Source organism: Enterobacter sp. 302C9, from assembly GCF_034106085.1.
GTDB lineage: Bacteria > Pseudomonadota > Gammaproteobacteria > Enterobacterales > Enterobacteriaceae > Enterobacter > Enterobacter asburiae_B.
The window spans coordinates 109,857-132,788 of record NZ_JAWNBW010000001.1 but is presented as its reverse complement, the minus strand read 5'-3'; the positions used below and the strand labels follow the sequence as shown (position 1 = coordinate 132,788).

The 22,932-nt window shown below is 56.0% G+C and carries 24 protein-coding genes; 15 read left to right on the top strand and 9 right to left on the bottom strand.

The window, feature by feature from the left end; translation table 11 throughout:
• Positions 1–9 precede the first annotated feature (9 nt).
• The 7 genes from ampG (at position 10) to UR289_RS00605 (ending at position 8,257) form a co-directional block, all read left to right on the top strand.
• Positions 10–1,485, top strand: coding sequence for a muropeptide MFS transporter AmpG (gene ampG / locus UR289_RS00635; protein WP_320708973.1), 1,476 nt, complete (start codon positions 10–12; stop codon positions 1,483–1,485).
• Positions 1,486–1,962: 477 nt separating this feature from the next.
• Complete coding sequence (gene cyoA / locus UR289_RS00630; protein ID WP_014882770.1) at positions 1,963–2,910, top strand: cytochrome o ubiquinol oxidase subunit II; 948 nt, start codon at positions 1,963–1,965, stop codon at positions 2,908–2,910.
• Positions 2,911–2,926: 16 nt separating this feature from the next.
• The gene (gene cyoB / locus UR289_RS00625) at positions 2,927–4,918 is read left to right on the top strand and encodes a cytochrome o ubiquinol oxidase subunit I (protein WP_014168864.1); all 1,992 of its coding nucleotides are present in this window, start codon (positions 2,927–2,929) and stop codon (positions 4,916–4,918) included.
• Positions 4,908–5,522 (top strand): cytochrome o ubiquinol oxidase subunit III, encoded by a 615-nt coding sequence (locus UR289_RS00620; protein WP_023334703.1) that lies wholly within the window; start codon positions 4,908–4,910, stop codon positions 5,520–5,522. The genes cyoB and UR289_RS00620 overlap by 11 nt, the downstream gene beginning before the upstream one ends.
• Complete coding sequence (locus tag UR289_RS00615) at positions 5,522–5,848, top strand: cytochrome o ubiquinol oxidase subunit IV (protein ID WP_006176899.1); 327 nt, start codon at positions 5,522–5,524, stop codon at positions 5,846–5,848. Before UR289_RS00620 ends, UR289_RS00615 begins: the two co-directional genes overlap by 1 nt.
• Before the next feature lie 11 nt (positions 5,849–5,859).
• Complete coding sequence (gene cyoE / locus UR289_RS00610) at positions 5,860–6,747, top strand: heme o synthase (RefSeq protein ID WP_013095848.1); 888 nt, start codon at positions 5,860–5,862, stop codon at positions 6,745–6,747.
• A gap of 148 nt (positions 6,748–6,895) precedes the next feature.
• On the top strand, positions 6,896–8,257 hold the full coding sequence (locus UR289_RS00605) for an MFS transporter (RefSeq protein WP_064673451.1): 1,362 nt from the start codon (positions 6,896–6,898) through the stop codon (positions 8,255–8,257).
• A gap of 31 nt (positions 8,258–8,288) precedes the next feature.
• Here UR289_RS00605 and UR289_RS00600 read toward each other — a convergent pair whose 3' ends face one another.
• Entirely contained in the window at positions 8,289–8,780 is a 492-nt protein-coding gene (locus UR289_RS00600; protein WP_320708972.1) for a YajQ family cyclic di-GMP-binding protein, read from the bottom strand.
• Positions 8,781–8,901: 121 nt separating this feature from the next.
• Between UR289_RS00600 and panE the strand changes: the two genes are divergently transcribed.
• On the top strand, positions 8,902–9,813 hold the full coding sequence (gene panE / locus UR289_RS00595; RefSeq protein WP_045887930.1) for a 2-dehydropantoate 2-reductase: 912 nt from the start codon (positions 8,902–8,904) through the stop codon (positions 9,811–9,813).
• Positions 9,776–10,366, top strand: a complete 591-nt coding sequence (gene yajL, locus UR289_RS00590) for a protein deglycase YajL (protein WP_033144768.1) — start codon at positions 9,776–9,778, stop codon at positions 10,364–10,366. Before panE ends, yajL begins: the two co-directional genes overlap by 38 nt.
• Positions 10,367–10,433: 67 nt before the next feature.
• Here the strand turns inward: yajL and thiI are convergent, their stop codons facing one another.
• The gene (gene thiI / locus UR289_RS00585; RefSeq protein ID WP_048978945.1) at positions 10,434–11,882 is read right to left on the bottom strand and encodes a tRNA uracil 4-sulfurtransferase ThiI; all 1,449 of its coding nucleotides are present in this window, start codon (positions 11,880–11,882) and stop codon (positions 10,434–10,436) included.
• A gap of 191 nt (positions 11,883–12,073) precedes the next feature.
• Between thiI and xseB the strand changes: the two genes are divergently transcribed.
• The 4 genes from xseB (at position 12,074) to UR289_RS00565 (ending at position 16,141) form a co-directional block, all read left to right on the top strand.
• Positions 12,074–12,316: an exodeoxyribonuclease VII small subunit gene (gene xseB, locus UR289_RS00580; RefSeq protein ID WP_008503331.1), complete on the top strand. Its 243-nt coding sequence runs from the start codon at positions 12,074–12,076 to the stop codon at positions 12,314–12,316.
• On the top strand, positions 12,317–13,216 hold the full coding sequence (gene ispA, locus UR289_RS00575) for a (2E,6E)-farnesyl diphosphate synthase (protein ID WP_008503332.1): 900 nt from the start codon (positions 12,317–12,319) through the stop codon (positions 13,214–13,216). It abuts the gene before it with no gap.
• Positions 13,217–13,240: 24 nt separating this feature from the next.
• Positions 13,241–15,103, top strand: coding sequence for a 1-deoxy-D-xylulose-5-phosphate synthase (gene dxs / locus UR289_RS00570; protein ID WP_320708971.1), 1,863 nt, complete (start codon positions 13,241–13,243; stop codon positions 15,101–15,103).
• 63 nt (positions 15,104–15,166) lie between these two features.
• Positions 15,167–16,141: an aldo/keto reductase gene (locus UR289_RS00565; protein ID WP_320708970.1), complete on the top strand. Its 975-nt coding sequence runs from the start codon at positions 15,167–15,169 to the stop codon at positions 16,139–16,141.
• 61 nt (positions 16,142–16,202) lie between these two features.
• On the opposite strand, the gene thiL is transcribed toward UR289_RS00565, so the two are convergent.
• The 5 genes from thiL to nrdR form a co-directional block, all read right to left on the bottom strand.
• Positions 16,203–17,174 carry a thiamine-phosphate kinase gene (gene thiL, locus UR289_RS00560; protein ID WP_033144764.1) on the bottom strand — a complete coding sequence of 324 codons (972 nt, stop codon included), beginning with the start codon at positions 17,172–17,174 and terminating at the stop codon, positions 16,203–16,205.
• 77 nt (positions 17,175–17,251) lie between these two features.
• Positions 17,252–17,671, bottom strand: a complete 420-nt coding sequence (nusB, locus tag UR289_RS00555; RefSeq protein ID WP_217072245.1) for a transcription antitermination factor NusB — start codon at positions 17,669–17,671, stop codon at positions 17,252–17,254.
• Between the two features lie 21 nt (positions 17,672–17,692).
• Positions 17,693–18,163 (bottom strand): 6,7-dimethyl-8-ribityllumazine synthase, encoded by a 471-nt coding sequence (gene ribE, locus UR289_RS00550; protein WP_006176874.1) that lies wholly within the window; start codon positions 18,161–18,163, stop codon positions 17,693–17,695.
• 87 nt (positions 18,164–18,250) lie between these two features.
• The gene (ribD, locus tag UR289_RS00545) at positions 18,251–19,354 is read right to left on the bottom strand and encodes a bifunctional diaminohydroxyphosphoribosylaminopyrimidine deaminase/5-amino-6-(5-phosphoribosylamino)uracil reductase RibD (RefSeq protein ID WP_320708969.1); all 1,104 of its coding nucleotides are present in this window, start codon (positions 19,352–19,354) and stop codon (positions 18,251–18,253) included.
• A gap of 4 nt (positions 19,355–19,358) precedes the next feature.
• Entirely contained in the window at positions 19,359–19,808 is a 450-nt protein-coding gene (nrdR, locus tag UR289_RS00540) for a transcriptional regulator NrdR (protein ID WP_008503337.1), read from the bottom strand.
• 152 nt (positions 19,809–19,960) lie between these two features.
• On the opposite strand from nrdR, the gene UR289_RS00535 reads away from it, so the two are divergent.
• Both UR289_RS00535 and UR289_RS00530 read left to right on the top strand, forming a co-directional pair.
• Positions 19,961–20,500: a DUF3251 domain-containing protein gene (locus UR289_RS00535; protein ID WP_033146491.1), complete on the top strand. Its 540-nt coding sequence runs from the start codon at positions 19,961–19,963 to the stop codon at positions 20,498–20,500.
• A 267-nt stretch (positions 20,501–20,767) separates the two neighbouring features.
• Positions 20,768–21,646 carry a nucleoside-specific channel-forming protein Tsx gene (locus UR289_RS00530; protein ID WP_039264090.1) on the top strand — a complete coding sequence of 293 codons (879 nt, stop codon included), beginning with the start codon at positions 20,768–20,770 and terminating at the stop codon, positions 21,644–21,646.
• A gap of 144 nt (positions 21,647–21,790) precedes the next feature.
• Here UR289_RS00530 and UR289_RS00525 read toward each other — a convergent pair whose 3' ends face one another.
• Together UR289_RS00525 and UR289_RS00520 are read right to left on the bottom strand one after the other, a co-directional pair.
• Positions 21,791–22,471 carry a helix-turn-helix transcriptional regulator gene (locus tag UR289_RS00525; RefSeq protein ID WP_039263922.1) on the bottom strand — a complete coding sequence of 227 codons (681 nt, stop codon included), beginning with the start codon at positions 22,469–22,471 and terminating at the stop codon, positions 21,791–21,793.
• Positions 22,472–22,485: 14 nt separating this feature from the next.
• Positions 22,486–22,851, bottom strand: coding sequence for a VOC family protein (locus UR289_RS00520; protein WP_033144761.1), 366 nt, complete (start codon positions 22,849–22,851; stop codon positions 22,486–22,488).
• Positions 22,852–22,932: the final 81 nt, after the last annotated feature.

Genomic DNA, 22,932 nt, shown 5'->3' with positions numbered 1-22,932 from the left:
TATAAGAACATGTCCAGCCATTACTTACGCATTTTCCAGCAACCGAAATCAGCGATCCTGCTGATCCTCGGCTTCGCCTCGGGTTTACCCCTCGCGCTCACTTCCGGCACGCTTCAGGCGTGGATGACGGTTGAGAACATCGATCTTAAAACCATTGGTTTCTTCTCGCTTGTCGGCCAGGCCTATGTCTTTAAATTCCTGTGGTCTCCGGTCATGGATCGCTACACGCCGCCTTTCCTCGGACGTCGACGCGGCTGGCTAGTGATGACGCAGATCCTGCTGCTGCTGGCTATTGCGGCGATGGGATTTCTTGAACCCACCACCCAGCTTCGCTGGATGGCAGCGCTTGCGGTGGTGATTGCCTTCTGTTCCGCCTCTCAGGATATTGTGTTCGACGCCTGGAAGACGGACGTGTTACCTGCTGAAGAGCGCGGCGCTGGTGCAGCAATCAGCGTGCTGGGCTATCGCCTCGGGATGCTGGTCTCCGGCGGGCTGGCGCTGTGGCTGGCCGACCGTTACCTCGGCTGGCAGGGCATGTACTGGCTGATGGCCGCCCTGCTGATCCCCTGCATTATCGCGACGCTGTTCGCGCCCGAACCGAGTGACGTTATTCCGGTTCCCCGCTCGCTGGAGCAGGCCGTCGCCGAACCGCTTCGTGACTTCTTTGGCCGCAACAACGCCTGGCTGATCCTGCTGCTCATCGTCCTTTATAAGCTGGGCGATGCCTTTGCCATGAGTTTAACCACCACCTTCCTGATCCGGGGCGTCGGTTTTGACGCCGGTGAAGTGGGTGTGGTGAATAAAACGCTGGGGCTGTTTGCGACGATTGTCGGCGCGCTTTATGGCGGCGTGCTGATGCAACGCCTGACGCTGTTTCGCGCGCTGCTGATTTTCGGCATCCTTCAGGGCGCCTCTAACGCAGGCTACTGGCTGCTGTCGATTACCGACAAACATACGATCAGCATGGCCGCGGCGGTGTTCTTGGAAAACCTCTGCGGCGGCATGGGAACAGCGGCGTTTGTCGCCCTGCTGATGACCCTGTGCAATAAGTCGTTTTCCGCTACCCAGTTCGCTCTGCTCTCGGCGCTTTCCGCAGTTGGCCGCGTGTACGTTGGCCCGATTGCCGGCTGGTTCGTGGAAGCCCACGGCTGGCCAACATTTTATCTCTTCTCGGTCGTGGCTGCCGTGCCGGGGATTTTATTGCTGCTGGTCTGCCGTCAGACGCTGGAATATACCCAGCGGACAGAACATTTTATGCCGCGCACCGAATATCGCCGCGCCTACCGTTTTGCGCTGCGTCTGTTAATGGCGGGTTGCATTGCTCTGGCGCTCTGGCTTGTGGTGCTTATTATCAATGCCAGCACCTCTCTGGTACTCCCTTTCGAAGCCCTTCTGCTGGACGCAGGCGCCCTGCTGGCTATCGCCGGGATCCTGACCGGAGGTCTGCTTGATTTCATGGCGTTGCGTAAAACGCAGATGACCTGAAGAAAAATGCGAAAGGTTATTTCCCGTTGTAATCACTAACCGAAATTATAACGGCGAAATAGCCGCCAGGCGCAAAAAAAATATTTGTTGTTTTGTGCGGGATAGGATTTGGAAATTATTGGCTCCCATTCCAAAACGCTATTTTTCATTAAACGATTCAGCATACGAGAGTTTGATTTTTCGTTTTTCAGATGTCTTTTTATTGATAATTAATTGTTAATTTTTTGTTTATTTTCAACAATGGTTATACCAATTGCCCCTTTTAGGGTATGCTTGGGGGTCCTTTCGTTATAAAGCCCATGCCATGCGGCTTCGGTCATAAAAACCGACATAATTTGCAACACTTGTGACACGTGCGGCAGAACCCGGTAACACCTTCCTGACACAGGCCTAATGATGTTTACAGTAATGTAACCTTCCCGTAAAATGCCCGCACACTTTAAACGCCACCAGACTCCGTGGAATTGAGGTCGTTAAATGAGACTCGGGAAATACAATAAAAGTTTGGGATGGTTGTCATTATTCGCGGGCACTGTATTACTCAGTGGCTGCGATTCTGCACTACTAGACCCCAAAGGACAGATTGGACTGGAACAACGTTCACTGATATTGACGGCTTTTGGCCTGATGTTGATTGTGGTTATTCCTGCCATTTTGATGGCTGTTGGTTTCGCCTGGAAGTATCGTGCGAGCAATAAAGATGCGAAGTATAGCCCTAACTGGTCACACTCCAATAAGGTGGAAGCTGTGGTCTGGACGGTACCTATTCTGATCATCCTGTTCCTTGCCGTACTGACCTGGAAAACCACTCACGCACTTGAGCCAAGCAAACCGCTGGTTCACGATGAGAAACCTATTACCATTGAAGTGGTCTCCATGGACTGGAAATGGTTCTTCATCTATCCAGAGCAGGGTATTGCTACCGTGAATGAAATCGCCTTCCCGGCGAACACTCCGGTTCAGTTCAAAGTGACCTCCAACTCCGTAATGAACTCCTTCTTCATCCCACGTCTGGGTAGCCAGATTTACGCGATGGCCGGTATGCAGACCAACCTGCACCTGATCGCGAATGAAGCAGGCACCTATGATGGTATCTCCGCCAGCTATAGCGGCCCGGGCTTCTCAGGTATGAAGTTCAAAGCTATTGCGACGCCAGACCGTGCCGCTTTCGACCAGTGGGTTGAAAAAGCGAAGCAGTCTCCAAACACCATGTCTGACATGGCGGCGTTCGAAAAAGTGGCTGCACCAAGCGAATACAACAAGGTGGAGTACTTCTCTAATGTGAAACCTGATTTGTTCAAAGACGTTATTGGCAAATTTATGGATCACGGCAAGAGCATGGACATGACCCAGCCTGAAGGCGAGCACAGCGCGCACGAAGGTATGGAAGGCATGGACATGAGCCACGCGGAAACCGCTCACTAAGGGGCCGAGGAAGAAAATGTTCGGAAAATTGACACTGGATGCAGTGCCCTACCATGAACCGATTATCGTGGTTACGGTGGCTGCAATTATCATTGGTGGTGCGGCCTTACTGGCCCTGATCACTTACTTCGGTAAGTGGAGCTACCTGTGGAACGAGTGGCTGACTTCGGTTGACCACAAAAAACTCGGTATCATGTACTGCATCGTCGGTATCGTCATGTTAATTCGTGGCTTTGCGGATGCGATCATGATGCGTAGCCAGCAGGCACTCGCTTCTGCGGGCGAAGCCGGCTTCCTGCCACCGCACCACTACGATCAGATCTTTACCGCCCACGGCGTTATCATGATCTTCTTCGTGGCGATGCCGCTGGTTATCGGTCTGATGAACGTTGTCGTTCCGCTGCAAATCGGCGCGCGCGACGTGGCGTTCCCGTTCCTGAACAACCTGAGCTTCTGGTTCACGGTTGTCGGCGTTATCCTGGTTAACCTGTCACTGGGTGTGGGCGAATTCGCGCAGACCGGCTGGCTGGCTTACCCGCCGCTGTCAGGAATTGAGTACAGTCCGGGCGTTGGCGTCGACTACTGGATTTGGGCGCTTCAGCTCTCCGGTGTCGGTACTACCCTGACCGGTATCAACTTCTTCGTGACCATTATCAAGATGCGTGCCCCAGGCATGACCATGTTCAAGATGCCGGTATTTACCTGGGCATCTCTGTGCGCCAACATCCTGATTATTGCCTCCTTCCCAATTCTGACCGTCACCATCGCGCTGCTGACCCTGGACCGCTACCTGGGCACCCATTTCTTCACGAATGATATGGGTGGCAACATGATGATGTACATCAACCTGATTTGGGCCTGGGGTCACCCGGAAGTGTACATTCTGGTTCTGCCTGTGTTCGGTGTGTTCTCCGAAATCGCGGCAACCTTCTCGCGTAAACGTCTGTTTGGTTACACCTCTCTGGTGTGGGCAACCGTGTGTATTACCGTTCTGTCGTTCATTGTTTGGCTGCACCACTTCTTCACCATGGGTGCGGGCGCGAACGTAAACGCCTTCTTCGGTATTACCACCATGATTATCGCCATCCCTACCGGGGTGAAGATCTTCAACTGGCTGTTCACCATGTACCAGGGCCGTATCGTGTTCCACTCAGCGATGCTGTGGACCATCGGCTTCATCGTGACCTTCTCCGTAGGTGGGATGACCGGCGTACTGCTGGCGGTACCAGGTGCTGACTTCGTTCTGCACAACAGCCTGTTCCTGATTGCGCACTTCCATAACGTTATCATCGGTGGCGTGGTCTTCGGCTGCTTCGCTGGCGTAACCTACTGGTGGCCAAAAGCGTTCGGCTTCACGCTGAACGAAAAATGGGGTAAACGCGCGTTCTGGTTCTGGATCATCGGCTTCTTCGTAGCATTTATGCCGCTGTACGTGCTGGGCTTCATGGGTATGACCCGTCGTCTGAGCCAGCAGATCGATCCTCAGTTCCACCCAATGCTGATGGTTGCAGCGGGCGGCGCCGTGCTGATTGCCTGCGGTATCGCGTCTCAGCTGATTCAGTTCTACGTGTCTATTCGCGACCGCGACCAGAACCGTGACCTGACCGGTGACCCATGGGGTGGCCGTACGCTGGAGTGGGCGACCTCTTCTCCACCTCCTTTCTATAACTTTGCCATCGTGCCGCAGGTTCATGAACGCGACGCATTCTGGGAAATGAAAGAAAAAGGTGAAGCATACAAGCAACCTGCTCATTACGAAGAAATCCACATGCCGAAAAACAGCGGTGCGGGCATTGTGATTGCCGCCTTCGCAACGGTATTTGGTTTCGCAATGATCTGGCACATCTGGTGGATGGCGATTGTTGGCTTCGCCGGCATCGTAATCAGCTGGATTGTGAAGAGCTTTGACGAGGACGTGGACTACTACGTACCAGTCCGTGAAGTTGAGAAGCTGGAAAATCAGCATTTCGACGAGATTTCTAAAGCGGGGCTGAAAAATGGCAACTGATACTCTGGCGCACTCAACTGCCCACGCGCATGAACATGCGCACCACGATACAGGACCGACCAAAGTCTTCGGTTTCTGGATCTACTTGATGAGCGACTGCATTCTGTTCTGCTGTCTGTTCGCGACCTACGCCGTTCTGGTGAACGGCACGGCGGGCGGCCCGGCTGGCAAGGACATCTTTGAACTGCCGTTCGTTCTGGTTGAAACCGCATTGCTGTTATTCAGCTCCATCACCTACGGCATGGCGGCTATCGCCATGTACAAAAACAACAAGAGCCAGGTTGTGTCCTGGCTGGCGTTGACCTGGCTGTTTGGTGCTGGATTTATCGGGATGGAAATCTATGAATTCCATCACCTGATTCTGGAAGGTTTCGGTCCGGATCGCAGTGGCTTCCTGTCCGCGTTCTTCGCGCTGGTCGGTACCCACGGTCTGCACGTGACCTCTGGTCTGATCTGGATGGCGGTACTGATGTTCCAGGTATCCCGTCGCGGCCTGACCAGCACTAACCGTACCCGTATCATGTGCCTGAGCCTGTTCTGGCACTTCCTGGACGTGGTGTGGATCTGTGTGTTCTCTGTTGTATATCTGATGGGGGCGATGTAATGAGTCATTCAAACGATCATGGCGCTTCCCACGGTAGCGTAAAAACCTACATGACAGGTTTCATCCTGTCGATCATCCTGACGGTGATCCCGTTCTGGATGGTGATGAGCGGTTCTGCGTCTAAACCGGTTATTCTGGGTGCAATCCTGGTGACCGCGGTGATTCAGATTCTGGTGCATCTGGTTTGCTTCCTGCACATGAACACCAAGTCCGATGAAGGCTGGAATATGACCGCCTTTATCTTTACCGTGATTATCATCGCTATCCTGGTAGTCGGTTCCATCTGGATTATGTGGAACCTCAACTACAACATGATGGTTCACTAAGAGCGGCGAGTATGTTTAAGCAATACCTGCAAGTAACGAAACCAGGCATCATCTTTGGCAACCTGATCTCCGTGATCGGAGGGTTCCTGCTGGCCTCTAAGGGCAGCATTGATTACACCCTCTTTATCTACACGCTGGTCGGTGTGTCACTGGTTGTTGCGTCCGGTTGTGTATTTAACAACTACATCGACATGGATATCGACAAGAAGATGGAAAGGACCAAAAATCGGGTGCTGGTGAAAGGCCTGATCGCCCCTTCCGTCTCGCTGGTGTACGCCACCTTGCTGGGTATTGCTGGCTTTATGCTGCTGTGGTTTGGTGCTAACCCGCTGGCCTGCTGGCTGGGGGTGATGGGGTTCGTGGTGTATGTGGGCGTCTACAGCCTGTATATGAAACGCCACTCCGTCTACGGCACGCTGATTGGTTCTCTCTCCGGCGCTGCGCCGCCGGTGATTGGCTACTGCGCGGTCACGAACGAGTTCGACAGCGGTGCGCTGATCCTGCTGGCTATCTTTAGCCTGTGGCAGATGCCGCACTCCTATGCCATCGCGATTTTCCGCTTTAAGGATTATCAGGCAGCGAACATCCCGGTTTTGCCGGTCGTGAAGGGCATTTCTGTTGCCAAGAACCACATCACGTTGTACATCATCGCCTTTGCCGTGGCAACGCTGATGCTCTCTCTGGGTGGTTACGCCGGGTATAAATATCTGGCGGTAGCGGCTGCGGTGAGCGTCTGGTGGCTCGGTATGGCGCTGCGTGGTTACAAAGTGGAAGATGACAAGGTCTGGGCGCGCAAACTGTTTGTGTTCTCGATTGTGGCCATCACCTCGCTGTCCGTGATGATGTCCGTGGACTTCATGGTGCCAGATTCACACAACCTGCTGACTTACGTCTGGTAAGCCAAACAGGTCAATAAAAGGGTGCTTCGGCACCCTTTTTTATTCACTGAATCTACTAATAACGCATGTAATATTTGTTAAATAACCCTTTATTTACCCCGCCCCTTCCCCGCACTACACTATGGCCTGCTTTTGAACTGAGGTGGTAATGAACGATTATAAAATGACGCCAGGCGAGCTACGCGCGACCTGGGGCTTAGGGACTGTCTTCTCGCTACGGATGCTTGGCATGTTTATGGTCCTGCCTGTTCTGACCACGTACGGTATGGCGCTGCAGGGGGCCAGCGAGGCGCTGATTGGCCTCGCGATCGGCATCTACGGCCTGGCGCAGGCGGTTTTCCAGATCCCGTTTGGCCTGCTCTCTGATCGGGTGGGCCGAAAGCCGCTGATCGTCGGCGGGCTGCTGGTCTTTGTGCTCGGAAGCGTGATTGCCGCCCTCTCCCACTCCATCTGGGGGATTATTCTCGGCCGCGCCCTGCAGGGTTCCGGCGCGATTGCCGCCGCGGTGATGGCGCTGCTGTCCGACTTAACCCGCGAGCAAAACCGCACTAAAGCGATGGCGTTCATCGGCGTGAGCTTTGGCGTGACCTTTGCAATTGCGATGGTGCTGGGCCCCATCATTACGCACACGTTGGGTCTGCACGCCCTGTTCTGGATGATTGCGGTGCTGGCGACCATCGGTATTGCCTTAACCCTGTGGGTCGTGCCGGACAGCAAAAACCATGTCCTGAACCGCGAATCAGGGATGGTAAAAGGCTGCTTCAGCAAAGTGATTGTCGAGCCGCGCCTGCTCAAGCTGAACTTTGGCATTATGTGTCTGCACATCCTGCTGATGTCGACCTTTGTCGCCCTGCCCGGCCAGCTTGCCGCAGCGGGTTTCCCGGCGGCTGAGCACTGGAAAATCTATCTGGTCACGATGCTGATTTCGTTTGTCTCCGTCGTGCCGTTCATCATCTACGCCGAAGTGAAGCGCAAAATGAAGCGCGTCTTCGTGGGCTGCGTGGCGGTCCTGCTGATTGCCGAAATTGTGCTCTGGGGTGCCGGCCCGCACTTCTGGGAGCTGATTGCCGGCGTGCAGCTGTTCTTCCTGGCCTTTAATCTGATGGAAGCGCTGCTGCCGTCGCTGATCAGCAAAGAGTCCCCCGCCGGCTACAAAGGCACGGCGATGGGCATCTACTCCACCAGCCAGTTTCTCGGCGTGGCGATCGGCGGCTCGCTCGGCGGCTGGGTGGACGGCCTGTTTGATTCACAAACCGTGTTCCTCGCCGGTGCGCTATTGGCGACAGTCTGGCTGCTGGTCGCCAGCACCATGAAAGAGCCGCGCTACGTGAGCAGCCTGCGCGTGGAAATCCCGGATGATGTTGAGATTAGCGATACGCTGAAACAGCGTCTGGAAGCCAAAGAGGGTGTGACAGAGGTACTCATCGTCCCGGAAGAGCGCAGCGCTTACGTCAAAATAGACAGTAAAATGACCAACCGCTTCGAAGTCGAGCAGGCGCTCAAAGCGTGAAAAAAAGCCCGGTTAAACCGGGCTTTTTATATTAATCGCGGAAGTTTTTAAACTGGAACGGTTGCCCCAGATCGCCGCCGCGCACCAGCGCCATTACGGACTGGAGGTCATCGCGGGACTTACCGGTCACGCGAATTTCTTCGCCCTGGATCTGCGCCTGCACCTTCAGCTTGCTGTCTTTAATAAGCTTAACGATCTTCTTCTGCACCGCGCTCTCGATGCCCTGCTTCAGCCTCGCTTCAACAAACCAGTTTTTACCGCTGTGCACAAACTCTTCCGGCACGTCCAGAGACGTCCCTTCGATGCCGCGCTTTAACAGCTTGGCGCGCAGAATGTCGAGCAGCTGATTCACCTGGAAATCAGACTCGCTCAGCACCTTAATAGTTTTATTTGCGTCGTTCAGCTCAAACGACGCCTCAACGCTACGAAAATCGAAACGTGACTCAACTTCGCGGGTTGCATTCTCAACGCCGTTGCGAACTTCCTGGATATCAACTTCGGAAACAATATCGAAAGATGGCATCTTTTCTTCTCCCTTCACTTTTGTTGCGTTGCATAATACCCGCTACGAGGCATAACTCAACAGAAGCTTAGCTGTATAATTAAGCTGTAACACCTGGCGCAGTTGCAGGTGAGGAGGAACAATGAAAATTACGGTGCTCGGATGCGGAGCGCTTGGTCAGCTGTGGCTGACCGCGCTGTGCAAGCACGGACATGAGGTTCAGGGCTGGCTGCGCGTGCCCCAGCCCTATTGCAGTGTAAACCTGATTGGTGAAGACGGAAGCATCTTTAACGAATCCCTCACCGCGAACGATCCTGATTTCCTGGCGCAAAGCGATCTTTTACTGGTGACGCTCAAAGCGTGGCAGGTCTCAGACGCGGTAAAGACACTGGCCGCGCAGCTCCCCCCCACTTCGCCCATACTGTTGCTGCATAACGGCATGGGAACCCTTGATGAGCTGAAAAGCGTCCCGCAGCCCCTGCTGATGGCGACGACCACGCACGCTGCGCGTCGCGACGGCAACATCATCGTGCATGTCGCCAGCGGCGTGACGCACATCGGGCCCGCCAGAACTCAGGATGGAGATTACAGCTATCTTGCCGATGTGCTGCAGAAGGTGCTGCCGGACGTCGCCTGGCACAACAACATCCGCCCTCAGCTGTGGCGCAAGCTGGCGGTAAATTGCGTGATCAATCCGCTGACGGCGCTGTGGAATTGCCCGAACGGGGAGCTGAAAAATCATCCGCAGGACGTTGCGATTTTGTGTGCGGAAGTCGCGGCGGTCGTTGAGCGAGAAGGCCTGCATACCTCGGCCGACGATTTGCGCTGCTATGTCGAACAGGTCATTGAGAGCACGGCAGAAAACATCTCCTCGATGCTGCAGGATGTTCGGGCTTTACGCCACACGGAGATCGACTACATTACCGGCTATCTGCTAAAACGCGCCCGCGCGCACGGCATTTCCGTGCCGGAAAACGCCCGTCTGTATGACCTGGTTAAACGTAAGGAGAGTGAATATGAGCGCGTCAGCACTGATCTGCCTCGCCCCTGGTAGCGAAGAGATGGAAGCGGTCACCACCATTGATTTGATGGTGCGCGGCGGCATTAAGGTCACCACCGCCAGCGTCGCCAGCGACGGTAATCTGGCAATCACCTGCTCGCGCGGGGTGAAAATCCTCGCGGATGCCCCCCTCGTTCAGGTCGCTGACGGCGATTACGACATCATCGTGCTGCCCGGCGGCTTAAAAGGCGCGGAATGTTTTCGCGACAGCCCGCTGCTGGTCGAGACCGTGCGTCAGTTTCATTTATCCGGCCGCATCGTCGCGGCAATCTGTGCCGCAGCAGGAACGGTTCTGGTTCCGCACGATATCTTCCCCATCGGCAATATGACAGGCTTCCCGGGGCTGAAGGATACGATCCCGGAAGAGCACTGGGTGGATAAACGCGTCGTCTGGGACCCGCGCGTCAACCTGCTGACCAGCCAGGGGCCAGGCACCGCGATTGATTTTGGCTTAAAGATTATTGACCTGCTGGTCGGGCGCGAGAAAGCGTACGAAGTGGCGTCATCGCTGGTGATGCCGGCGGGGATTTATAATTATTACGAATAGGTGTTCTCCCTCTCCCTGTGGGAGAGGGCCGGGGTGAGGGCTTCAGGCCGCACTCCCCGGCAAAAAACTACGGGCGATACACCTTCACGTTCGCAAAGCCCTGTTCGCGCAGATACAGCGCCTGCAGGCGACTCATCACCCCGCGCTCGCACCACAGCAGATACGTTTTGCTCTGGTCGAGATCGCCAAACTTGGTGCTCAGCTTATAGAACGGCAGAGAAACCACGTCGACGCCTTCAACCTGCAGCGGCTTGTCATCCTGCTCGTCAATGGAGCGGATATCCAGAATCGCATCGTTAGCGCCAAAACCGCTCACGGTTTCAACTTCAACGACTTCCTGCTCGGTCTGCTGGGCAATCTCGCGGATGTCGATGTTGGAGGCTTCCTCCACCACTTTTTCCAGAATGCTGAAATCGAAGTTCTCTTCTTCCGCTTCGATCTTCGCCTTCACCGCTTTCACCGTTGGGCTTTTTGAGATCACGCCGCAGTATTCCGGCATGGTGCGGGCAAAATCTTCGGTGCCGATCTCACGCGCCAGATCGATGATGTGCTCTTTATCGTGGGAGATCAGCGGGCGCAGGATCAGCGTATCAGACACGTTGTCGATCAGACGCAGGTTGGTCAGCGTCTGGCTGGACACCTGGCCCAGCGCTTCACCGGTGACCAGCGCTTGTACGCCGTAGCGCTCGGCAACTTTGGACGCCGCACGCACCATCATGCGCTTCAGCACCACGCCCATCTGGCCGTCGTCCACTTTTTCGAGGATTTCGCCGACCACAGGTTCGAAGTTGATCGCCACGAAACGCACGCGGTGGGAGCTGCCGAAGCGGTTCCACAGGTAATGCGCGACCTGACGAACGCCGATTTCGTGTGCCGCGCCGCCCAGGTTGAAGAAGCAGTAGTGCACACGGCAACCGCGACGCATCAGCATATAGCTGGAGACGCCGGAGTCGAAGCCGCCGGAGATCAGGGACAATACGTCTTCCTGGGTGCCAATCGGGAAGCCACCGATACCTTCATAGCGCCCTTTCACCAGCAGCAGGCGATCGTTTTCGATCTCCAGGTTCACGGTTACGTCCGGGTTGGTCAGACGAACGCGCGCCGTTTCAACGTGCTGGTTCAAACCGCCGCCGACGTAACGTTCCACTTCAATAGAGCTGAACTCGTGCTTGCCGCGACGCTTCACGCGCACGCAGAAGGTTTTGCCTTCGATCTGGTCGCGGTACTGGACCAGCGCTTTCTCGAAGATGTCGTGCATATCGCTGAACGGAACATCTTCCACTTCCAGGATATGGTGGATCCCCGGAATACGGGTCAGCGCGTCGCGAATATCCTGACGTTTGTTTTCGTCTTTGGCGCGCACTTCAACGTGGTCCCAGTGGCGCACCACGGCGAGGGTTTCGTCGTAGTGCTTTAATACGTTACGAATGTTCCCGGTGAGAATTTTAATAAAGCGCAAACGCACAGATTGGCTTTTGATGGTGATTTCAGGGAACAATTTAATGATAAACTTCATGGCGGCAATGTTTCTTAGGCAAGCGTATTAAGGCTTGTAATGGAAAAGAGTACAGCAGCCCACACCCGTGGCTGCATCCAGGCGCGCAAGTATACCACCATCGCGCCGCTCCTGTGCACATTGCGCGTTATTTGATAATTGCCCTGAGTCCGTTACCATGTCGGGGCTGAGAATATAAGAGTCAATTCACTATGCCGAAGAAGAACGACGCACCGGCCAGTTTCGAAACTGCGCTGAGTGAACTGGAGCAAATCGTTACCCGTCTTGAGAGCGGCGATCTCCCGCTGGAAGAGGCGCTCAATGAATTCGAGCGTGGCGTGCAGCTGGCGCGCCAAGGGCAGGTCAAACTGCAACAGGCCGAGCAGCGCGTGCAGATCCTGCTTTCCGACAGCGAAGACGCGAAAACCACGCCTTTCACACCGGACGCCGAGTAAATGGATTTTGCCAACGAGCTTCAGGCGCGTGTCGTACGCGCCAACGACGCCCTGCGCCGTTTTATTGCGCCACAGCCTTTTCAGAACACTCCACTGGTTGAAGCCATGCACTATGGCGCACTCTTGGGTGGAAAGCGCCTGCGCCCGTTCCTGGTGTACGCCACAGGCAATATGTTTGGCATCAGCGATAACACGCTGGACGCCCCGGCAGCCGCCGTTGAGTGCATCCACGCCTACTCGCTGATCCACGACGATCTCCCGGCCATGGACGACGACGATTTGCGTCGGGGTCAACCCACCTGCCATATCAAGTTTGGCGAGGCGAATGCCATTCTGGCGGGTGATGCCCTGCAAACGCTGGCGTTCTCGATTCTGAGCGACGCGCCGATGGCGGAAGTGGCCGACCGCGACCGCCTGGCGATGATCTCCGAACTGGCAATGGCCAGCGGCGTGGCCGGCATGTGCGGCGGACAGGCGCTGGATCTTGAAGCGGAAGGACGTCAGGTTAATCTGGAACAGCTGGAGCGTATTCACCGCCATAAAACCGGGGCGTTGATTCGTTCCGCCGTTCGCCTGGGCGCGCTGAGCGCAGGTGAACAAGGGCGCAAAGCCCTGCCAATTCTGGACAGATACGCAGAAAGTATCGGTCTGGCATTCCAGGTTCAGGATGACATTCTGGATGTGGTGGGCGATACTGCAACATTGGGTAAACGTCAGGGTGCGGACCAGCAGCTTGGCAAAAGTACCTACCCCGCCCTGCTGGGTCTTGAGCAAGCCCAACGTAAAGCCCGGGATCTGATTGACGATGCCCGCCAGTCGCTAAATGAACTGGCCGCGCAATCGCTGGATACCTCGGCACTGGAAGCGCTAGCGGACTATATAATCCAGCGTGATAAATAAACTATATATCTCGATGAGCCTTTGATGAGTTTTGATATTGCCAAATACCCGACACTGGCGTTAGTTGACTCCACCCAGGAGTTACGTCTGTTGCCGAAAGAGAGCCTGCCGAAGCTGTGCGACGAGCTGCGTCGCTACCTGCTCGACAGCGTAAGCCGCTCCAGCGGCCATTTCGCCTCCGGGCTTGGCACGGTAGAGCTGACCGTGGCGCTGCACTACGTCTATAACACGCCGTTCGATCAGCTCATCTGGGACGTGGGACACCAGGCCTATCCGCACAAAATTCTGACCGGACGTCGCGATAAAATTGGCACCATTCGTCAGAAAGGCGGCCTGCACCCGTTCCCGTGGCGCGGTGAGAGCGAGTATGACGTGCTGAGCGTCGGCCACTCCTCCACCTCCATTTCTGCGGGCATCGGTATTGCCGTTGCCGCCGAGAAAGAGAACAAGCAGCGCCGCACCGTCTGCGTGATTGGCGACGGCGCCATTACCGCCGGTATGGCCTTCGAAGCCATGAACCACGCGGGCGACATCAAGCCGGACATGCTGGTTATCCTCAACGATAACGAAATGTCGATCTCCGAGAACGTCGGCGCGCTTAACAACCATCTGGCCCAGCTGCTCTCCGGCAAGCTTTACTCCTCGCTGCGCGAAGGCGGCAAGAAAGTCTTCTCCGGCGTACCGCCGATTAAAGAGCTGCTCAAGCGTACCGAAGAACACATCAAAGGCATGGTGGTGCCGGGCACCCTGTTTGAAGAGCTGGGCTTTAACTATATTGGCCCGGTTGACGGTCACGACGTGCTGGGCCTGGTGACCACGCTCAAGAACATGCGCGACCTGAAAGGCCCGCAGTTCCTGCACATCATGACCAAAAAAGGGCGTGGCTACGAACCGGCGGAAAAAGATCCGATCACCTTCCACGCGGTACCGAAATTTGACCCGTCCAGCGGCTGTCTGCCAAAAAGCAGCGGCGGCATGCCGAGCTATTCCAAAATCTTCGGCGACTGGCTGTGCGAAACCGCAGCCAAAGACAACAAGCTGATGGCGATCACCCCGGCCATGCGTGAAGGTTCCGGGATGGTGGAGTTCTCCAGAAAATACCCTGACCAGTATTTTGACGTCGCCATTGCCGAGCAGCATGCGGTGACGTTTGCAGCGGGCCTGGCGATTGGCGGCTACAAGCCCGTTGTCGCGATCTATTCCACCTTCCTGCAGCGCGCCTACGATCAGGTGATCCATGACGTGGCGATTCAGAAGCTGCCGGTACTGTTTGCTATCGATCGTGCGGGCATCGTCGGTGCCGACGGCCAGACGCACCAGGGCGCGTTTGATCTGTCGTTCCTGCGCTGTATTCCGGATATGGTTGTCATGACGCCAAGCGACGAGAACGAATGTCGTCAGATGCTATTTACCGGCTACCACTATCAGGATGGCCCAAGCGCCGTTCGCTACCCGCGCGGCAATGCGGTAGGCGTTGAGCTTCAGCCGCTGGAAAAACTGCCGATCGGTAAAGGTCTGGTTAAGCGTCGCGGTGAAAAAGTGGCGATCATGAACTTCGGCACGCTGATGCCCGAGGCCGCGAAAGCGGCTGAAGCGCTGAATGCCACCCTGGTAGATATGCGCTTTGTGAAGCCCCTCGATGAATCTCTGATCCTGAGTATGGCTGAGACCCACGACGTGCTGGTCACGCTGGAAGAAAACGCCATCATGGGCGGCGCGGGCAGCGGCGTGAATGAGGTGCTGATGGCGAACCGTAAAGCCGTGCCGGTGCTGAACCTCGGCCTGCCGGATCGCTTCATTCCGCAAGGTACTCAGGACGAAGCCCGTGCGGCGATAGGCCTGGACGCCGCCGGTATCGAAGCCAAAATCCGCGCCTGGCTGGACTGACCCCTTCCCCTTTTCCGCTCCTGCTATGCTTAAACCTGGTGTTTAAACAGCGGGAGCGGAACCGTGCAATACACAACATTAGGAAAAACTGACCTTAAGGTTTCCCGACTTTGCCTGGGCTGCATGACCTTTGGCGAGCCCGATCGGGGTAATCACGCCTGGACGCTGCCGGAAGAGAGCAGCCGTCCGATTATCAAACGCGCCATCGAGGGCGGCATTAACTTCTTTGACACCGCCAACAGCTACTCCGACGGCAGCAGCGAGGAGATTGTCGGCCGCGCCCTGCGCGATTTTGCCCGTCGTGATGACATCGTCGTCGCTACCAAGGTCTACTATCCGGTGGGCGATCTGGCTGAGGGCCTTTCTCGCGCGCAGATCCTGCGCTCCATTGATGACAGCCTCAGACGCCTGAACATGGATTACGTCGATCTGCTGCAAATTCACCGCTGGGATTACAACACGCCAGTCGAGGAGACGCTTGAAGCGCTGAACGACGTGGTGAAAGCCGGGAAAGCTCGCTACATCGGCGCGTCGTCTATGCACGCGTCGCAGTTTGCCCAGGCGCTGGATCTCCAGGCGCAGCACGGCTGGGCGCGCTTTGTCACCATGCAGGATCACTACAATCTGATCTATCGTGAAGAAGAACGCGAGATGCTGCCGCTGTGCCATCAGGAGGGCGTGGCGGTGATCCCGTGGAGCCCGCTGGCGCGCGGCCGCCTGACCCGCCCGTGGGGGGAAACCACGGCTCGCCTGGTATCGGATGAAGTGGGAAAAAATCTTTATTCCGGTACAGAAGCCAGCGATGCGCTGATTGCCGAACGCTTAGCCGGAATTGCCGACGATACCGGTGCCACCCGCGCGCAGGTAGCGCTGGCGTGGCTGCTGGGCAAGCGTGGGGTCGCGTCGCCGATTATTGGAACGTCGCGGGAAGAACAACTTGATGAGCTGCTGAATGCGGTGGATATCACGCTGACGCCGGAGCAGGTTGCCGAGCTGGAAACACCGTATCAGCCCCACCCGGTGGTGGGGTTTAAGTAAGCACATCTTTTGTAGGCCGGGTAAGGCGAAGCCGCCACCCGGCAGTACAGCGCGCACAAACTCACGCGAAGTGATCGTATCCTTTCCAGTCCAGCGTAACGGGCGCACCGTCTTTCACAAACTTCAGCCCTTCGCTCTCCGGCATGATCTGACCGATGCAGGTAAACTTCGCGCCGAGATGCGCTAACGCCACGTCCAGCGTTCCACGGTTGAGCTCTGGCACCGTGAAGCACAGCTCATAGTCTTCACCACCGGACAGCGCCCAGCGCAGGGCCTGCTCAGGCTCTACATGGCGAAGCAGTTGCTCCGACAGCGGGAAGAGATCCAGGTCAACGCGCGCGCCTACGCCACTGGCCTTCAGGATATGCCCGAGATCCGAGATCAGCCCGTCAGAGAGATCGATAGCCGAGCTTGCCCGTTCGCGCAGCGCCTGGCCGTGCAAAATACGCGGCGTTGGCCGCAGATGGCGTTTCACCAGATACGCCGCGTCGTCAGCATCTTCAACCGTTAAACGGTTCTGCAGGATCGCCAGCCCTGCCGCGCTGTCGCCCGGCGTACCGGTCACGTAGATCCAGTCGCCCGGTTTTGCGCCTGAGCGCTTCAGCGCGCGGCCGAGCGGCACGTAGCCGTGGATCGCCAGCGTCATCGACAGCGGACCGGCAGTCGTATCGCCGCCAATCAGCTGCATATCGTAATAGCTAAGCTGCTCAAACAGCGCATCGCTAAAGGCTTCCAGCCAGGCTTCATCTACCTCAGGCAGCGTCAGAGCCAGCGTCAGCCACGCGGGATCGGCACCCATCGCCGCCAGATCGCTGACGTTAACCGCCAGGGCTTTATACGCCAGATCGGCAGGATCGATATCCGGTAAGAAATGACGGCCGCACACCAGGGTGTCGGTGCTGATTGCCAGCGTCTGTTTTTCGGGAATATTGAGAAGTGCACAGTCATCGCCAATGCCGGTTTCAACATCAAGACGAGAGGTTCTGACACGGTCGAAATAACGGGCAATCAGGGAGAATTCGCCGCATGCCATACGTTATGCCTCAGCAAATAAAAGAAAAAACCGGAGCCGCACTGCCCGTCAGGCAATGCAGGACTCCGGTTTGCGGATCACTTTTTGTGGGGACGGATCGCAGGTGCAGCTTTATCAAGTACGCCGTTTACAAACTTGTGGCTGTCTTCAGCGCCGAAGGTTTTCGCCAGCTCGATCGCTTCGTTGATGGCCACTTTATACGGCACATCATCACGTTTAGACAGCTCAAACAGCGCGATACGCAACACTGCTTTTTCCACCTGGCCCAGCTCTTCGAGCAGACGGGACAGGTATGGCTTCATCAGGCCATCGAGATACGCGCTATTAGTCGCCACTCCCGACAGCAGTTCGCGGAAGTACAGAACGTCAACGTCTTTTACGTCCTGTTCTGACAGGAACTGGTATTCGACATCAGTGATGTCGTTCTGGGACAACTGCCAGGAGTAAAGTGCCTGGACGGCACATTCACGGGCGCGGCGACGAGCAGCAGGTTTCACGGAATTCCCCTTACAAAAAAATCAGGCCTTGATGGCTTTCAATACATTGATCATTTCAAGCGCGGTCAGTGCAGCTTCTGCACCTTTGTTACCGGCTTTGGTGCCAGCACGTTCGATGGCTTGTTCAATACTTTCGGTGGTCAGCACGCCGAACGCGACAGGAATTTCAGCATCCTGCGCAACGTGTGCCAGACCGTTGCTTGCACCGCCCGCAACGTATTCGAAGTGCGCAGTGCCGCCACGAATAACGGTACCCAGCGCAATCACCGCGTCGTATTTACCGGTTTTCGCCAGCGCGCCCGCCGCCAGTGGCAGTTCGTAAGCGCCTGGAACCCAAACAACGGTAATGTTGTCATCTTTAACCTGGCCGATACGTTTCAGTGCGTCAATCGCACCTTCCAGCAGGCTGTCGTTGATGAAGTTGTTGAAACGCGCAATGGTGATGGCGACGCGAGCGTCCGGGGTAGCTACAGCAGCTTCAATAATGTTCATACTCTTCCTTTACGGGTTCATTTGGCCCCGCAGGGGGGCGGATTTTATCATAATACTTTGCGCACTGCTTCCCTATTTCAGGAGCAATTACGCTGTCGTTAAGTGGAGGCAGACATCCGGGCCTACCGGACGAATCTCGCTAAATTTGAGTTGCGGTGCGTCGGCCAGTTTTTCAAGGCCGGGCAGCACAAACAGGCCGCGCGCGTCGTGACCTAACAGTTTAGGCGCAACGTAAACAATCAGTTCATCCACCAGTCCGGCCTGTAAAAGCGCACCGGCGAGCGTTGGCCCCGCTTCCACCCAGATGCTGTTCACCTGCTGCTTGCCGAGCAGCATCATCAGCACCACCAGATCCAGATGACCGTTATGGTCCGGCACCATAATGCTGCGCACGCCTTCCGGCCATTCGCGCGCATCTTCTTTAGTGCGGGCAATCCAGGTTTCACCCGGCTGCTGCACGATGCGGTGCTCCGGCGTCACGCGGTTCTGGCTATCAATGATAATACGCAGCGGCTGGCGCAGGTTCTCCTGCGGGTACAGCGCCTGGGTATCGGCATTCAGTTCGTCCCAGCGCACGGTCATGGCCGGATCGTCAGCCAGAACGGTTTCACTGCTGGTGAGAATAGCATGGCTTTGCGCGCGCAGACGTTGCACATCGCGCCTTGCCTGTGGAGAGGTAATCCACTGGCTTTCGCCGTTTGCCATCGCCGTACGACCGTCCAGCGAGGCGCCCAGCTTGAGCTGAATATACGGGAACCCCGTGCGCATGCGCTTCAGAAAGCCTTTGTTGATCGCTTCCGCGTCCTGCATCATCAGCCCATGGCTGACGTCGATGCCTTCCTGCTGCAGGCGATACAGGCCGCGTCCGGCCACCTGCGGATTCGGGTCCTGCATCGATGCGACCACGCGTGAAACGCCTGCCGCGATCAGCGCTTCGCAGCACGGCGGCGTACGCCCGTGATGGCTGCAGGGCTCCAGCGTGACGTAGGCTGTGGCGCCGCGCGCCTTCTCACCGGCCATGCGCAGCGCATGAACCTCGGCATGCGGCTCGCCGGCACGATAGTGAAACCCCTCCCCTACGATCTCGCCATCTTTAACGATAACGCACCCGACGTTCGGGTTGGGATGGGTGGTAAAACGACCGCGCTGCGCCAGCTTCATGGCTCGCGCCATGTAAATCTCATCCTGCATGAGCTTAATCCTGTAAGCGGGCGATCTCTTCGCCAAACTCTTTGATGTCTTCGAAGCTGCGGTAGACCGAGGCGAAGCGGATATAGGCAACCTTATCGAGCTTTTTCAGCTGCTCCATCACCAGGTTACCGATCATTTTGCTCGGCACTTCACGCTCACCCAAACCACGAAGGTAAGATTTTATGTGGTTTAACGCCATCTCAACGTCATCCGCGCTGACGGGACGTTTTTCCAGGGCCTTCAGCATCCCGCTGCGCAGTTTCTCTTCGTTAAACGGCTCGCGCACGTCGTTGCTTTTCACCACGCGCGGCATTACCAGCTCTGCAACCTCAAAGGTCGTGAAACGCTCGTTGCACACCAGACACTGCCGACGACGGCGTACGGAGGACCCTTCGCCCACAAGACGAGAGTCGATGACTTTGGTATCCACAGCGGAGCAGAATGGGCAATGCATACGGTATCCCTGTTATGTGGTTAACTAATTTTCATTTTACCCTGATCTGGCCTGACAACAAAGGAAGAGCTTTTTGAGACAAAGGATCTATGTCTGACACGTCGAGTCTGGCTACCATTAAGGCGATCCGTTATTTCAAGGAAATAAACGCAATGACAAGACGTTACCTTAAAATTTTGCTGGTGGGGAGCCTCTTCACCCTTAGCGCCTGTGCACAGCAAACCGAAGTCCGTCAGATGAAACAGAGCGTGAACACGCTCAATGCGGCGATGGACAAACTGAACAAAGAAACGGTGAAGATCACCCAGCAAAACGCGCTAAACGCCAAATCCAGCAGCGGGGTTTATCTGCTGCCGGGAGCGAATACGCCTGCGCGTCTCAATAGTCAGATTGGCACGCTAAAAATGTCTCTGGTGAATGTGGCGGCGAATGCAAATGGTACTCGCGCAACATTACGCATTCAGGGCGAGTCCAACGATCCGTTGCCTGCCTTCAGTGGTACCGTCGAATGGGGACAGATCCAGGGCACCACTGAGAGCTACCAGGAGGTGAATGTTAACAGTCAGCTGTTCACCGCACCGGCCAGCGTGCTGGCTCCGAGCGATGTTGACATTCCGCTGCAGCTTAACGGACTGACTCCGGATCGGTTAGGTTTCATCCGCATTCACGATATCCAGCCCGCCGCGCAATAACCCTCCCTTTAGCGGAGTGAAATGTCACTCCGCTAACATTTACATTTCGTATGGATTGGCAACATAAATGATTGCCGCTACAATCCCGCCCGTTTAAAGTACGCAAACGTGAACGCAATCGATTACGCGTGTGAGAGATATGTGAAACAACACATATTTTTGTGAGCAGGGATTCCTATAATAGGCACCGCAGAAACACGAAATATTTAGAAACGCAATTCGCGCATTTTTCACTCCCGGAAGGGAATTTCAATCAGTGGCATGATTATGAAAAAAACATTACTCGCAGCCGGCGCCGTGCTGGCACTTTCTTCCTCTTTCACTGTTAACGCAGCGGAAAACGATAAACCACAATACCTCTCCGACTGGTGGCACCAGAGCGTTAACGTGGTCGGCAGCTACCACACGCGTTTCGGACCTCAGATCCGCAACGATACCTACCTGGAGTACGAAGCATTCGCCAAGAAAGACTGGTTTGATTTCTACGGCTATATGGATGCACCGGTCTTCTTCGGCGGTAACTCGCAGGCTAAAGGTATCTGGAACCACGGTTCTCCACTGTTCATGGAGATCGAACCGCGCTTCTCCATCGACAAGCTGACCGGCACAGACCTGAGCTTCGGCCCGTTCAAAGAGTGGTACTTCGCGAACAACTATATCTACGACATGGGCCGCAACGAGTCCGGTCGTCAGAGCACCTGGTATATGGGTCTGGGTACCGACGTTGACACCGGCCTGCCAATGAGCCTGTCCCTGAACGTGTACGCGAAATACCAGTGGCAGAACTACGGTGCCGAAAACCAGAATGAGTGGGATGGCTACCGTTTCAAAGTGAAATACTTTGTGCCAATCACTCAGCTGTGGGGCGGTAACCTGAGCTATATCGGCTTCACCAACTTCGACTGGGGTTCAGAGCTGGGCGATAAGAGCGGTTACGCAGAGAACGGTATCAAGCAGCGTACCAACAATTCCATCGCCTCCAGCCACATCCTGGCGCTGAACTACGATCACTGGCACTACTCTGTTGTTGCGCGTTACTGGCACAACGGCGGTCAGTGGAACGACGATGCGAAACTGGTATGGATGAACGAAAACGTCCGTTCTACCGGTTGGGGTGGCTACCTGGTTGTAGGTTATAACTTCTAACCTGTTCGGGACTGTGCGGGCTGATGCCCTCATCCTGACCCTCTGCCACGGGAGAGGGAACAAACACAAAAAACGGCAACATACGTTGCCGTTTTGCTTTTACCTCGCCGCCGGGTAAAAAAAACCAGCTCAAGAGCTGGCTTTTTACTGCTTAACCTTCCGCAAAAAATCCGCCAGAGACCTGTCCGCACTCTCGCTAAACCGCCTCTCCGTCTGCACAATATTGAGACAGCGGTCGAGCCGGAAACAGCGATAGTCGTCGCGCCGTTCGCACCACGCCGCCAGCAGCCAGCGCTCCCCCCAGAAGAACAAGCCCAGCGGCTGGACCTCGCGTTTAGAGAGCTGCCCGGCCTCATCACGGTAATGCAGCGCCAGCACGCGCTGGGCGGAAATCGCCTGATGGATCCTGTCAAAATCGCTGCGGGAGTGGCTTTGCATGCAAAAATCCGGGGCGTAGATCCGCGTCTGCTCCGCCTTTCGACGACTCTCCTCGGGCAGGATAGCCAGCACCTTCTCCTGAGCCGACTCCAGCTCGCGCGAAAGCGATTCCCCTCCCCAGGTTTTGAGCAGGCGAATCGCGACGATCAACGCCTCTGACTCCTTATTTGTCAGCATCAGCGGCGGCAGGTCAAAACCCGACATCAGCCGATATCCGCTCCCCGCCTCACCTTCCACCGGCACGCCGGAAAGCGACAGATCGCGGATATCGCGGTAGACCGTGCGCTCGGACACGCCAAGCCGGTCCGCCAGATGCGCTGCCGTTGTCAGACGCCTGCCCCGCAGGATCTGCACAATCTGAAACAAACGGTCAGCGCGTCGGGTCATATCTTATTCCGCTCTCAGGCAGGTTGATGGAGGCCGACGCGGTTACCCTCGCTGTCGGTAAACAATGCGATAGTGCCAATGCCATGCGGCAGTTCCAGCGGGCCAAACACGCACTCGCCGCCCGCAGAGGCGATGCGATCGAGCGTGGCCGCCAGATTGTCAGTATGCAGGTAGATAATAGCGCCCTGCAAAGACGGTGTAACGCCGTCAAATTTTGCCAGCGCCCCGCCGGTATACGGATCCTCATGCGGGAAAACGGCCAGCTCCGCACAGTCCATTTTCTCGCGACGCAGCGCGAGCTGCATCACCGGCTCATAAAATTTGATGGCGCGATCCATATCCGCGACCGGAATTTCAAACCAGTTAATGACGCTTTTCATACATCCTCCTGCCTGTTGTTTGGGTTCAGAAGGAGTCTACGACAGGGCTCCTGACAGCATACTGTCAGGAGTGTTTGTCAG

Excerpts from the sequence above, each read along its gene's own strand:
- ampG (WP_320708973.1), top strand. The coding sequence starts at position 10 with ATGTCCAGCCATTACTTACGCATTTTCCAGCAACCGAAATCAGCGATC.
- cyoA (WP_014882770.1), top strand. The coding sequence starts at position 1,963 with ATGAGACTCGGGAAATACAATAAAAGTTTGGGATGGTTGTCATTATTC.
- cyoB (WP_014168864.1), top strand. The coding sequence starts at position 2,927 with ATGTTCGGAAAATTGACACTGGATGCAGTGCCCTACCATGAACCGATT.
- UR289_RS00620 (WP_023334703.1), top strand. The coding sequence starts at position 4,908 with ATGGCAACTGATACTCTGGCGCACTCAACTGCCCACGCGCATGAACAT.
- UR289_RS00615 (WP_006176899.1), top strand. The coding sequence starts at position 5,522 with ATGAGTCATTCAAACGATCATGGCGCTTCCCACGGTAGCGTAAAAACC.
- cyoE (WP_013095848.1), top strand. The coding sequence starts at position 5,860 with ATGTTTAAGCAATACCTGCAAGTAACGAAACCAGGCATCATCTTTGGC.
- UR289_RS00605 (WP_064673451.1), top strand. The coding sequence starts at position 6,896 with ATGAACGATTATAAAATGACGCCAGGCGAGCTACGCGCGACCTGGGGC.
- UR289_RS00600 (WP_320708972.1), bottom strand. The coding sequence starts at position 8,780 with ATGCCATCTTTCGATATTGTTTCCGAAGTTGATATCCAGGAAGTTCGC.
- panE (WP_045887930.1), top strand. The coding sequence starts at position 8,902 with ATGAAAATTACGGTGCTCGGATGCGGAGCGCTTGGTCAGCTGTGGCTG.
- yajL (WP_033144768.1), top strand. The coding sequence starts at position 9,776 with ATGAGCGCGTCAGCACTGATCTGCCTCGCCCCTGGTAGCGAAGAGATG.
- thiI (WP_048978945.1), bottom strand. The coding sequence starts at position 11,882 with ATGAAGTTTATCATTAAATTGTTCCCTGAAATCACCATCAAAAGCCAA.
- xseB (WP_008503331.1), top strand. The coding sequence starts at position 12,074 with ATGCCGAAGAAGAACGACGCACCGGCCAGTTTCGAAACTGCGCTGAGT.
- ispA (WP_008503332.1), top strand. The coding sequence starts at position 12,317 with ATGGATTTTGCCAACGAGCTTCAGGCGCGTGTCGTACGCGCCAACGAC.
- dxs (WP_320708971.1), top strand. The coding sequence starts at position 13,241 with ATGAGTTTTGATATTGCCAAATACCCGACACTGGCGTTAGTTGACTCC.
- thiL (WP_033144764.1), bottom strand. The coding sequence starts at position 17,174 with ATGGCATGCGGCGAATTCTCCCTGATTGCCCGTTATTTCGACCGTGTC.
- ribE (WP_006176874.1), bottom strand. The coding sequence starts at position 18,163 with ATGAACATTATTGAAGCTGCTGTAGCTACCCCGGACGCTCGCGTCGCC.
- ribD (WP_320708969.1), bottom strand. The coding sequence starts at position 19,354 with ATGCAGGATGAGATTTACATGGCGCGAGCCATGAAGCTGGCGCAGCGC.
- nrdR (WP_008503337.1), bottom strand. The coding sequence starts at position 19,808 with ATGCATTGCCCATTCTGCTCCGCTGTGGATACCAAAGTCATCGACTCT.
- UR289_RS00535 (WP_033146491.1), top strand. The coding sequence starts at position 19,961 with ATGACAAGACGTTACCTTAAAATTTTGCTGGTGGGGAGCCTCTTCACC.
- UR289_RS00530 (WP_039264090.1), top strand. The coding sequence starts at position 20,768 with ATGAAAAAAACATTACTCGCAGCCGGCGCCGTGCTGGCACTTTCTTCC.
- UR289_RS00525 (WP_039263922.1), bottom strand. The coding sequence starts at position 22,471 with ATGACCCGACGCGCTGACCGTTTGTTTCAGATTGTGCAGATCCTGCGG.
- UR289_RS00520 (WP_033144761.1), bottom strand. The coding sequence starts at position 22,851 with ATGAAAAGCGTCATTAACTGGTTTGAAATTCCGGTCGCGGATATGGAT.